The organism is Roseospirillum parvum (assembly GCF_900100455.1).
In the GTDB taxonomy this organism is placed as follows: Bacteria; Pseudomonadota; Alphaproteobacteria; order Rhodospirillales; family Rhodospirillaceae; genus Roseospirillum; species Roseospirillum parvum.
On record NZ_FNCV01000004.1, the window covers coordinates 326,627 to 337,174 of the forward strand.

11 protein-coding genes are annotated in these 10,548 nt (G+C 67.7%); 1 reads left to right on the plus strand and 10 read right to left on the minus strand.

Annotation, left to right across the window (positions count from 1 at the left end; translation table 11 throughout):
* Positions 1–21: 21 nt before the first annotated feature.
* Genes BLR95_RS08425 through BLR95_RS08470 form a run of 10 tightly spaced genes read right to left on the minus strand, consistent with a single transcriptional unit; the run spans position 22 to position 9,210 of the window.
* Positions 22–1,548, minus strand: a complete 1,527-nt coding sequence (locus tag BLR95_RS08425) for a hypothetical protein (protein WP_092618264.1) — start codon at positions 1,546–1,548, stop codon at positions 22–24.
* Positions 1,538–2,587, minus strand: coding sequence for an N-acetylneuraminate synthase family protein (locus tag BLR95_RS08430; RefSeq protein WP_092618267.1), 1,050 nt, complete (start codon positions 2,585–2,587; stop codon positions 1,538–1,540). The genes BLR95_RS08425 and BLR95_RS08430 overlap by 11 nt, the downstream gene beginning before the upstream one ends.
* Positions 2,584–3,309: a WbqC family protein gene (locus BLR95_RS08435; protein ID WP_092618270.1), complete on the minus strand. Its 726-nt coding sequence runs from the start codon at positions 3,307–3,309 to the stop codon at positions 2,584–2,586. Before BLR95_RS08435 ends, BLR95_RS08430 begins: the two co-directional genes overlap by 4 nt.
* Complete coding sequence (locus BLR95_RS08440) at positions 3,306–4,364, minus strand: DegT/DnrJ/EryC1/StrS family aminotransferase (protein WP_092618273.1); 1,059 nt, start codon at positions 4,362–4,364, stop codon at positions 3,306–3,308. The genes BLR95_RS08435 and BLR95_RS08440 overlap by 4 nt, the downstream gene beginning before the upstream one ends.
* Positions 4,361–4,822 carry an acyltransferase gene (locus BLR95_RS08445; protein ID WP_092618276.1) on the minus strand — a complete coding sequence of 154 codons (462 nt, stop codon included), beginning with the start codon at positions 4,820–4,822 and terminating at the stop codon, positions 4,361–4,363. Before BLR95_RS08445 ends, BLR95_RS08440 begins: the two co-directional genes overlap by 4 nt.
* The gene (locus BLR95_RS08450; protein WP_092618279.1) at positions 4,789–5,547 is read right to left on the minus strand and encodes a class I SAM-dependent methyltransferase; all 759 of its coding nucleotides are present in this window, start codon (positions 5,545–5,547) and stop codon (positions 4,789–4,791) included. The genes BLR95_RS08445 and BLR95_RS08450 overlap by 34 nt, the downstream gene beginning before the upstream one ends.
* Positions 5,548–5,606: 59 nt before the next feature.
* Complete coding sequence (locus tag BLR95_RS08455; RefSeq protein ID WP_092618282.1) at positions 5,607–6,362, minus strand: class I SAM-dependent methyltransferase; 756 nt, start codon at positions 6,360–6,362, stop codon at positions 5,607–5,609.
* Entirely contained in the window at positions 6,352–7,422 is a 1,071-nt protein-coding gene (locus BLR95_RS08460; protein WP_092618285.1) for an N-acetylneuraminate synthase family protein, read from the minus strand. The genes BLR95_RS08455 and BLR95_RS08460 overlap by 11 nt, the downstream gene beginning before the upstream one ends.
* Positions 7,423–7,465: 43 nt before the next feature.
* The gene (locus BLR95_RS08465; protein WP_092618288.1) at positions 7,466–8,479 is read right to left on the minus strand and encodes a PseG/SpsG family protein; all 1,014 of its coding nucleotides are present in this window, start codon (positions 8,477–8,479) and stop codon (positions 7,466–7,468) included.
* Positions 8,476–9,210 carry an acylneuraminate cytidylyltransferase family protein gene (locus tag BLR95_RS08470; RefSeq protein WP_092618291.1) on the minus strand — a complete coding sequence of 245 codons (735 nt, stop codon included), beginning with the start codon at positions 9,208–9,210 and terminating at the stop codon, positions 8,476–8,478. The genes BLR95_RS08465 and BLR95_RS08470 overlap by 4 nt, the downstream gene beginning before the upstream one ends.
* A gap of 269 nt (positions 9,211–9,479) precedes the next feature.
* On the opposite strand from BLR95_RS08470, the gene BLR95_RS08475 reads away from it, so the two are divergent.
* Entirely contained in the window at positions 9,480–10,199 is a 720-nt protein-coding gene (locus tag BLR95_RS08475) for a phosphoadenylyl-sulfate reductase (RefSeq protein WP_092618294.1), read from the plus strand.
* Positions 10,200–10,548 lie beyond the last annotated feature (349 nt).

Below are 10,548 nucleotides of genomic sequence, written 5' to 3' on the forward strand. Positions count from 1 at the left end.
CGGCTTCTTCAGCCGGCTTCTTCAGCTGGACGGAACGAACAGGGCCCGGGGGCGGGCCGGATCGCCGTCCAGGGGGCGGCGCAGGGCATCGTCCAGGGCCTCGGCGTCGATGGTCGGCAGGCCCCGGGCATCGAACCCCGGCTCCAGCACCCGGCACACCTGGGCCAGATCGTCCCGCCGGGCGGGCAGGAAGGGCGTCCCCGGCAGATCGATCAGGACCACCGGCCGGCCCAGGCACAGCGCCTGCCAGAAGGCGGTCGACATGGACCACTCGAACAGCAGCACGTCGGCCTTGTCCAGGCACTCGATGAACGGCCCGTCGAGGACCCGTCCGGGTTGGCCCTGGCGCATCTCCTCGAAGGCGGCGCGGTCCTCCGGGTGGGGGCGGATCAGAAGCTCGATGTCGAGGCTTTCCAACAGCGCGATCAGCCGGGCCCGCCAGGCTCGGGCAAGGTCCGCTGGCAGGACCGGCGGCATGTGCAGAAAGCCCTCGAACAGGCCACTGAGCATGAGCAGGACGCGCGGCCGCTGGCCGGCCCGGCGGGGCCTGAAGGGGATCTGCTCGAACACCGGATCGCCCTGGCCGCCGACCAGCACCTGATCGATCGGGCGGCCCCGCAGGCACCACGGGGCGGCGGTTTCCAGATCCTGCCCGGCGCTTCGGGCCAGGCCGGGGGTGGCCAGCACGAAGCGTTCGGCGACGGCCAGTTCGCTCAGCGCCAGGGCCACGTCCTCGTTGACCATGCCATAGCCCCCGCCGTGCGAGAATCGGGTCACCGGCAGGCCGCGCCGGCTGGCTTCCAGGTCGATCAGCCGGCCGCCCCAGCCGCCGATGCCGGTCGACCACAGCGGGCGCTCGGGCAGGGCGAGGCCGGCCATCACCTCGACCTGTGCCTCGGCGATGGCCAGCACCTGGGCGATCAGGGCGGCGGCGCGGGCCTCAAGGTCGTCCGGCGCCTGGGGCAGGTGGCGGGCCAGCAGCGGTCCCAGGCCGGCGGCCAGCGAGCGGCTCCGGGGGGTGGCTGTGGTCGGCGCGCCCTCGGCCGCCCGGTTGAGCGGCGCGCGCCGCGGCGCCACCAGCCCCTCGGCCGGCTGGAAGCGGACCCGCGCCCCGGTCGCGGTGACCAAGCGGCGGGCCACCGTGTTGTGCGAGGTCAGCGTGATCTGCGGCCGACTGCCCGGAAGCTGGCGCATCAGCCCCGGCAGACCGCCCAGGGTGGCTTGCCGGGCCAGCCGCCGGGCCAGCCGCTCGACCGGCGGGGCGCTGGGGGAGGGCAGGCGCATGGCGGCGCCGACCCATCGGTGCAGGACCTCGGGCGTGGGGGGCGGGGCGCCGATGCCGGTGATCGGCACGCCCGGCATCTGCACGCTGCGCAACAGCCGGTAGATGGCGCCATACAGGATCGGCCCGCTCAGCCGGGCCGTCTCCCCATGGCCGTCGGCGAGCAGGGCGCCGACGGCCTCGATGGTCCACTGACCGACCGCCCGGCACAGCGCCACCTGATCGCGGTAGGACGCCGGGATCGACGGGGCGCCGTCACTCGGCATCGGTTTCCCCGATCAGGGTGTTGAGCGGCAGATCGCGCGCCGCCCGCCGGCCCAGGAATTCCGTCAGCCGGGCCGGGGCCAGGCCATCGGCCGGGCGCTTGGCGCCCAGGTTGTCGGCGGTGAACGCCTCGCCGGCCTTGACCTCGGTCAGCGTGCACAGGCTGCGGTAGTACTTGCGGGCGTCGGCCAGGTCCTTGTCCGACGGCCGGATGGCCACCGTGCCCAGGCTGGCCTCGGCGCGGCGGATGCGCGCCACCCAGTCCTTCAACTCGTCCGGTTCGAGCGATTCATCAGCGTGGAAGGCACGCTGCTGGCGCGACAGGATGAGGCGCTTCTCCAGGCAGGTGGCGCCCAGGCCGAGGGCCAGGAAATCGAGGTCGTGATCGAGCCCCGGCGACGAGTAGCCGACCGGCCACGGGTAGGTCTGATCAAGGAACTGGACCGCCCGCATGTTCATCTGGCTGGGCTCGCTGGTATGGTAGTCGTGCAGGAAGATCAGCGACGAGCCGCCGGCCTCCTGGAACCACTGGGCCATCTGCGCCACTTCCTGCTCGGTGGCCGGGCCGAGGTCGACGAAGGTCGGCTTGCCGGTGGCTCCCACCTTCTCGATCAACTCCTTGTAGGTGGCGTCCCAGGCGCCCAGCTTGTGGGCCGGAGCGCCCAGGCGGTCCAGCAGATCGACCCCGGCCGGGTAGTCCACGGTGGCGAAGAAGTGCACGCCGTGGGCGGCGCAGTGATCGGCGATGCGCTGCCACTCGGCTTCGCTGAAGGCCAGGCGGCTGAACATCTCCTTCATGTTGGCCTCGAATGTCTCGCCACCACTGCGATAGGTATAGGTGACGGCGGGGTCGGATATCTGGTCGGGGTCGATGACCTGGAACTTCACCGCGTCCACCCCGGCCGCCGCGCCGGCCTCGACCAGGGCCAGGGCGTGGTCGATGTCGCCCAGGCAGGTGGTGCCCACCTCGACGATCAGGTAGCAGGGGTGGCCGGGGCCGATGGAGCGGTCGCCAATGACGAGGGTCTTTGACTTGGTCATGCTTGGATATCCTGTAGCAACTGGCTGCGGTCGATGTTGCCCGACATCAGAATATCCAGGCTGTCTTCACCATGATTGAAGAGCAGGTCCACGATACTCAAGTGGCTGATGAACGGGCCGTGAAGTTGAGGGTATGTCGGATGGCTGTAAGACTGGAAATGCGGCACGACGCCGGATGCCTTGAATTCATCTATGTTTGCGTAGTCTCGACCTTGTTCTCCAAAAATATAGTGGTTTGCGCCCATTTTCTGGCACATGTCGAGGACCAGCCCGCTCTTTTTTCCTGAGAAGCAATGTTTATCCATTGTTGTGGTTTTTACTTTTATTCCAAGCTGATCGATAAACCATTCAAGCATGTATTCGTTCAGCTCAACAAGCGTCCTGAATTCACGATTATTATATGTATCCTCGAAAAAATCTGCATATTTTTTGAAGTGCCTGGATTTCGAGTAGGCTCCTTTGAGGCTTCCCCAGTGTTTCCGACTCCAGGGGGTTTCGTTGTCGATCTCGATATCTGTGTATAGGCGCTCAAGCCTCCCCTTTTTCTTGACGGGAACGGAAAGCCAAAGGGCGCCCTGTGGCGTTTTGATTTTGTTGCGATTGTTCCAGTCCTTGGATTGATACTGGACCTGATTGAAGGACACGAAAGAATCGGCCAGCGCGATCTTATGGAACAATCCGAGCCACGGTAGATAGACCGGTTGATGCGCCGTGAGTATCATTTAAAGCTCTCCAGAACAGCGGAAATCCGTTTCACCTCCTCGCACGTCAGGGCGGGGTAGAGGGGCAGTGACAGGGTCCGGGTCGACAGGTCTTCCGCAACCGGGCATGTTTCCGGGGGCAGCCCAAGGTATCGGTGAAGAAGTTCATGGGTTTCCATCGGCACGATGGTTGATATCCCGGCCTTGGCGAAGGCGGCGGCCAGCGCCTTGCGCTGGGTCCAGTCCGGGGCGACCAGAACGTATCGGTAGGGCAGATGGCCGGCGTGGTCGATTCCCTGCTGGCGCCGCCACCCCGTGTTCCACAGTTCACTCGCGGCCGCGTCATAAAAGGCTGCGGTTTCACGGCGCCGCTGGCGGATGGCGTCCAGGCGATCCAGTTGGCTGAGGATCATTGCCGCCTGGATATCGGTCATCTGAAGGTTGAAACGGGGCCGATATGTGGGGCGACAATCGAACTGGCGATAGTCCCGGGCGGCGTCGGCCACTTGGCCCTTGGCATCCCAGACCAGGCCCCCCTGTCCCCCGGTGACGATCTTGGTGGCGTAGAATGAAAAGACGGCCGCCGCCCCCGCGTGGCCTTGCGGCCCCCCCAGGGACTGGCAGCAGTCCTCGATGATCTGGCGACCGCCTCTGGCCAGGCTGGAAATCGGCGCCGAGGCCCCGAAGGTATGCACCGCGATGGCCAGCCGTGCCGTGCCGGCCGTCTCCTCCAGTCTTTCCGGGTCCAGGCAGAAATCCGTCCCTCGAACATCGACCGGCAGCGGCGTGCCGCCGGCCATGTGGATTGCGTTGAGGAGGGCCGAGCAGGCATACGTCGGGACGGCGACAACCTCCCTTGGTTGCAGGTCCAGTCCCTTGAGGGCCAGGAAAAGCGCCGCGGTGCCAGAGGACAGGGCACAGGCTTCACCGCCTCCCATCAGGTTGGAGAATGTTTCCTCCAGGGCCAGGGTGCGGGGTCCCTGGGCAAGCCAACCCGAGTCTAGAACCGATGCCACGGCGGCCTGATCCGCGTCGGTGATCTGCGGCCGGTTGTGGGGGATGGGCGCGGTTTTCATAGGTTGATTCCCTGGGCAGCCAAGCGCTCCTTGTAGTACCCGGGCTTGATCACGGCGGGGTTGCCAATGGCCAACGAGGCAGGCGGCACCGTCTCGCCGCGCAGCACGGTGCCGGCGGCGATCACCGAGCGCTCGCCGATGACCGAGCCGCCCAGGATGGCGCAATGGGATCCAACGAACACCCGATCGCCAATCACGATGTCCCGCTTGGTCGCCTTCCCTTCAACGCCAATCGCCAGCAGGTGAGAGTCGGCGCAGTTGATGGCGACGAAAGAGGCGATATCGCACCAGGAACCGATTTTCACCCGGGCGCCCTTGGCATTCACCTCGGACATGCCGCCAATGTAGGTTCCTTCGCCGATTTCCGGCGTGCCATTGATCCAGACAAGAGGGTGAAAGCGGTTGTCCTGGTTCTCTATCAGTTCTAGGAACATTTCCCGGAATCGGAGTTGTTCCATGTGTCCTCCATCGGGCGACAGGCGAGCAGATCGAACATATAGGTGTGCTGGGGAATGCGGGCGTGGATTGGCCGGGCCTCAATGGCCAGGCCGACCTCTTTTCCCAGGGCGCTCATGGTCGAGGGGGGCAGCCAAAGCGTCTTGGCCAGCAGGCTGATTTCGGCGCTTGCGTCCTCGGGCGACATGGTGGCGCGAAGGCGCGCCTCAAGCTTGGCGCGGGCTGCCGGGTCGGGATTGGCCGCCAGCAGGGCCCGCCCGCCCGGGCGCAGAACCCGGCGGATCTCAAGAAAGGCCTTGGTGATGGACTCAATGCTGTCCAGGTATTGCAGGACGCTGTAGGCGAGCACCTTGTCGAAACTGGATGCCTGCTCCTCGATGCACGTGATGGAGCCGACCCGGACCTCGGCCCCGTCGACGTCGGAAAGGGTTTGCCGGGCCCGCTCAACGGCGACGGGGCTCACATCAATGGCCGTCACGGCACCTGCGCGGGACGCCAGGGCCAGCGTCAGGATGCCGGTGCCGCAACCGATATCAAGCAGCCGGTCGGTCGGCGACAGGTCGAGCAGGCGGGCCGCCTCGTTGATCGTGTAGAGGAACGCCACGATGTCCATGCGTCCACGGCCCGTGGCGGCGAAGTCGCTTTGCAGTTGGGCTTTCTGGCTCCAGAAATCAGTCCAAAATTCGGATCCCATCAAATCGTCCCAAGCTTGTGGTGCGCCAGGCATGTTGCCTCGCTGGGCATCGGGCGGCACGCGTGGCCCGACGAGGCCCCGAGGCGCCAGCCTCAAGCCTTGATGGCTTCGATAACGAAAAAGGTGCCTCGGGCCTCGGGCGCCCGCCACGCATCAACGAAGCGCAGCAAGGGTCGCTTGAGCCAGAAGCCTTTCTGACGGTTGAACGCCCGTCCCAGGAGCGGGATCTGGGCAAGAACCGGGATATCGCGGCGTATGGTCCAGAAACGAACCTGCGAGAAGCCCGCCTCCTTCAACTCCTGGCGCATCACTCGCGGATCGATCGGGTATTCGTTCGGGCTCAACAGCCCTCGCAAATCGGCCACGGCCCACTCGATACGCTCCAACAGGTCAAGGCGATTGGGCTCAACCGCGATCAACCGTCCGCCCGGGCGAAGCACCCTCAGCGCTTCTTCGAGTGTCTTTTGGAGATCCGGGAAATGGTGCAGGACGCCACCGAAAAAGCAGGCATCCACTGTGTTGTCGTCGAAGCCCAGGGCTTCGGCATCGCCGACCCCAAAGGTCAGTCGTGACTTGAACTCCGGCCAACTCTCGGCGGCGCGGGCAATGAGTTCCGGTGAGATGTCAACGCCATGCACGGTTGCGCCGCGCGCGGCGAACAGGGCCGATGTCAGCCCGGCCGCACAGCCGATGTCGACGACGAACATGCCGTCAAGATCAACTCCGACTGTGCTGTCGATGACATCGATGTATTCTTGCCGGTCAAAGGCGGCGTACAGGCGCTTCCGCCCCACCTTGTCCCAGAACTCTACTTCTTCAGCCTTGCGTTGCGATGAATTAGTGGTCATCGACTGATTCCAGATGCTCGAAAGTGATGGCCTTGTTCGATGGAACGGCCCGGGACAGGCGGCGCCCGAGCAACCGGTCGGTTTCGTAGGGCGGCAGGCCGTTGCCGGGGCGCTGGTAGGTCAGGTCGTCGCTGCTCAGGACATGGCCGGCCGGCAGGTCGCGCGCCGCATAGATCGCCCGGTGGCAAAGCTGGGCCATCTCCTGCTCGGCCGGCGACAGGCGGAAGGCCGAGGACCCCAACTGTGCCTCCAGGGTCCGGACCCCTTGCACCAGATCCTTCAGCTGCGCCGGGTTGGCCGAGAACCTGTGGTCCGGGCCGGGCATGTCGTTGTCCAGCGTGACGTGCTTTTCGATCACCCGGGCGCCCAGCGCCACCGCGCCGAGGGCGGCGGTGATGCCCCAACTGTGGTCCGAGAAGCCGACAACGCACTCGGGGAAGGCGTGCCTCAGGGTGGCCAGCCGACGCAGGTGCACCCCATCATCGGGCGTCGGATAAAGGGAGATGCAGTGCAGGATGGCAAGCGGGCCGCTGCCGGCGGCGTGCAGGCGATCGACCGCCCGTTCGACGTCGCCCAGGTGGGCCATGCCGGTGCTGATCAGCACCGGGCGGCCCTTGGCGCCAACATGGTCAAGCAGCGGCGTGTGGACCAGGTCGTCCGAGCCGATCTTGAAGGCCCCGGCCCCCAGTTCCATCAGCAGATCGGCGGCGGCGCGATCGGTCGGGGTGGACAACGGAACCAGGCCGCGCGCCCGGGCGTGCTCGAACAGGCCGCGGAATTCGTCGTGCTTCAGCTCCAGGCGGCGGAACATCTCCAGCATCGACTCGCGGCGCGTCTCCCCCTGGGAGACATACTCGTAGACGTCTTCCGGCGCGTTGCAGAATTCCTCGGCCCGGAAGGTCTGGAACTTGACGCAGTCGGCCCCGGCGTCGGCCACCATGTCGACCATGCGATGGGCGGTGTCCGGGTCGCCGTTATGGTTCACGCCGACCTCGGCGATGATGAAGGTGGGGTGATCATCACCAATCGGGCGGTCTTCAATGCACAGTTCGGCGCTCATGGATGGGGCTCTCGAAAGGGAGGCTGCAACAACAATAGGGTAATCATTTTCCGCCGATGTGGAGGGCCGCCCGGCTCATCAGCGCCTCGGCGACGCGCCCGGCCCCCTGGCCGTCGATCAACTGGGCCCGGGCGGCGGCGCGGGCCGTCTCCACGGCCGGCGTGGCATCGAGGTCGGCCAGGGCTTCCTCAAGGCTGGTGTGCCAGTCCCCCCGGCGGGCGTCAACCACCAAGGCCAGGTCACGCCCGGCCAGCCAGCCGGCCAACCCGGCCTGGTTGTCGGCGGCGATCAGCAGCAGTGCCGGGCGACCCAGGTGGCAGACCTCCCAGGTGGTGCCGCCGGCCGCCGCCAGCACCAGATCGGCCCGGGCCAACTCCTCGGCCATGCGGTCGGTGGGGGGCAGGGCGGTGATGCCGGCCGCGAGAGGGGGCGGCGGGGGCGCCGCCGGGCCCTGGAGCAGGCGCACCTCGGCGGCCGGCCAGCGGGCGGCGGCGGCGGTGGCCACGGTTGGCCCCAGGCCCCGGGCATCGGCCCCGCCCAGGGTGACCAGCACGCGGCGCGGCGGCCACACCGCCGGGGTCGGCGCGGGGCTGGTGAACTCGGCTCGCAGCAGGGCGAAATCGGGGCCGCACAGCCGCTGGGCGGTGGGCCTGAGGGTCGCGTAGTCGCGCTCGGCGGCGTCGACGTTGGGGTTGATCAGCACATCGGGCGCCGGCCCGGCCAGCCGCCCGTCATCGTCGATCACCGCCAGCCGGGGTGTCGCGCCAACCAGCCGCGCCAGATGGTCGCCGCCCAGGTGGTAGCCGTCGACCAGCAACACCTCGGGCCGTTCGGCCTCGGCCAGGGCGCGCAGAAGCGCCGGGTCGGTGGCGGCGGCGAGGGCATGCACGGCCAACCCCTCGGCGGCCAGACGGTCGGCCAGCCCCGGGCTCAGCGCGGCGGCGGCCCAGGCCACGGTGCCGCCGCGCCCCATCCACGCCTGGGCCACGGCCAGACAGCGCAGCACATGCCCGGCGCCCATCGTGCCGTCGCCGTCGGCCCGCACCAGCAGCTTCATGCCGGCGTCGCCCCACGGCTCAGCAGCGGGTAGAGCAGTTGCGCCCGGGCGTAGTCGGCCGGGGTGTCCAGGTCGACCACCCGCTCGGCCGGCAGCTCGAAGGCCGCCAGCCGGGGCAGATAGAAGGTGCGATGGGCCCGGAAGGCCGCCGTGCGGGCGATGTAGAAGGTGCCGTTGCTGGCCACCATCTCGGGCAGGCTGGTGCGCGGCCGCTCCAGAAGGTCGGGGAAGAAAGGTTGCAGGCCGTCTTCGGTCCGGTGCAGCGCCACATGCGGATAGAAGTTGTACGGCGAGACGCACATCACCCCATCCGGCCGGTCCGGTGGTCCCTCGGCCAGGCAGCGGGCGCCGCCCTGAAGGTCGGCCGGGCGCAGCCCAAAGGCGGTGGCATAGATGCAGCAGAAAGCCGCCGGCTCGGCGCCGGTCCGCGCCAGGATGTCAAGCACCTCCAGGCAGACCTCGACCACCCCGGTGAGATCATCGGCCAGGGCGGCCGGACGCTGATGGACCTCGGCCCCGGCGGCGGCGGCGACGTCGGCGATCTCGGAGTCCTCGGTCGACACCAGAACGCGGTCGAACACCCCCGAGGCCAGGGCCGTCCCGACCACATGGGCCAGCACCGGGCGTCCGCCCAGGGGCAGGATGTTCTTGCGGGGCAGCCGTTTCGAGCCGCCCCGGGCGGGGATGATGGCGACCCTCGGGTGGAGGGGCGGAGAGGATGACGGGGGCATGGCGGGAACCTGGGGCGGCCGGCGACAAGGCCCGACTGTAGTGCATCCGAGGTCGCCGGGGAAGCGTCCCGGAAGCCCGGAAGCCGTTCAGATTCAACGTTTCATCCCGTGCGGTCGGGGACGGGCGGAGGAGGCGGAGCGGCTTGGTCTTGACAGCGGCCCATATCCGATCAATTTGCTTTGACTCATCCCCCATTGTGCCCTCTGGTCCGGTGACTCCGGTCCATGCTACACCCGAAAGTCTTGGTTGCTGCGGAGTCCCCCCCGAGATGACCGCCCATACCCTGTCCCGCGCCGCCCGCGCCGAGGTCCTGGCGGCCCGCCTGAAGGCCGAGGCCGAGGGGCTCGACGGCGGCGCGCTGCTGGCCCGCGCCCTGCCGCTGGCCGGCCGGGTGGCGGTGTCCTCGTCGTTCGGGGCAGAGGCGGCGGTGCTGCTGGCCCTGATCGCCGAGGTTGACCGCACCACCCCGGTGCTGTTCGTCGATACCGGCAAGCACTTTCCGGAAACCCTGGCCTACCGCGACGATCTGGTGAAACACCTGGGGCTGGTCGATCTGCGCGTGCTGCGCCCGGAACGCCGCGCCGTCGCCTCTCTCGACGCGGAAGGCGATCTGTGGCGACGCGATCCCGACGCCTGCTGCCGCCTGCGCAAGGTCGAGCCCTACGCCACCGCCATCGGCGGCTTCGATGCCATCGTCACCGGCCGCAAACGCTACCATGGCGACGTGCGCTCGACCCTGCCGACCATCGAAACAGCCGACGACATGGTGCGCCTCAACCCCCTGGCCACCTGGACCACCGAACAGGTGGAACAGACCTTCAAGGACCGCGACCTGCCCCGCCACCCGCTGGTCGCCCAGGGATACCCATCCATCGGCTGCTTCCCCTGCACCGCCCGACCCGCCCCAGACGGCGGCATCCGCGATGGCCGATGGTCCCACCACCCGAAAACCGAATGCGGCATCCACCACATCCTCAACCGCCCCTGAGGATGCCCCGCGCCGGCCAGGGTGCCGTGGCCCATGGCAAAGGGGCGCTGCCCCTTTGAACCCCGCTGGGGAGGCCAGGGGCCTCCCCAGACCCCACCATGAGTCAAAGCCGGGACAGAGGGGGGTATCCGAGCGCGCGCGCTCGGATACCCCCCTCTGTCCCGGCTTTAGAGCGTGGAGCTCCAAACCTGAATCGAGGGATTCCCAAGACTCTGCGTCCGTGATTCACTTTTCTTTTTGGGAGGTGGATCATGGGCAGGAGCTATTCCGTGGACCTTCGGGAGCGGATCCAATCGGATATCGCGGAAGGGAGCTCCCGGCGCTCCGCGGCGCGACGCTTCGGGGTAAG

Coding starts and splice junctions, on each gene's coding strand:
- BLR95_RS08455 (WP_092618282.1), bottom strand. CDS start 6,362: ATGACCACTAATTCATCGCAACGCAAGGCTGAAGAAGTAGAGTTCTGG.
- BLR95_RS08450 (WP_092618279.1), bottom strand. CDS start 5,547: ATGCCTGGCGCACCACAAGCTTGGGACGATTTGATGGGATCCGAATTT.
- BLR95_RS08445 (WP_092618276.1), bottom strand. CDS start 4,822: ATGGAACAACTCCGATTCCGGGAAATGTTCCTAGAACTGATAGAGAAC.
- BLR95_RS08430 (WP_092618267.1), bottom strand. CDS start 2,587: ATGACCAAGTCAAAGACCCTCGTCATTGGCGACCGCTCCATCGGCCCC.
- BLR95_RS08465 (WP_092618288.1), bottom strand. CDS start 8,479: ATGAAGCTGCTGGTGCGGGCCGACGGCGACGGCACGATGGGCGCCGGG.
- BLR95_RS08475 (WP_092618294.1), top strand. CDS start 9,480: ATGACCGCCCATACCCTGTCCCGCGCCGCCCGCGCCGAGGTCCTGGCG.
- BLR95_RS08470 (WP_092618291.1), bottom strand. CDS start 9,210: ATGCCCCCGTCATCCTCTCCGCCCCTCCACCCGAGGGTCGCCATCATC.
- BLR95_RS08440 (WP_092618273.1), bottom strand. CDS start 4,364: ATGAAAACCGCGCCCATCCCCCACAACCGGCCGCAGATCACCGACGCG.
- BLR95_RS08435 (WP_092618270.1), bottom strand. CDS start 3,309: ATGATACTCACGGCGCATCAACCGGTCTATCTACCGTGGCTCGGATTG.
- BLR95_RS08460 (WP_092618285.1), bottom strand. CDS start 7,422: ATGAGCGCCGAACTGTGCATTGAAGACCGCCCGATTGGTGATGATCAC.
- BLR95_RS08425 (WP_092618264.1), bottom strand. CDS start 1,548: ATGCCGAGTGACGGCGCCCCGTCGATCCCGGCGTCCTACCGCGATCAG.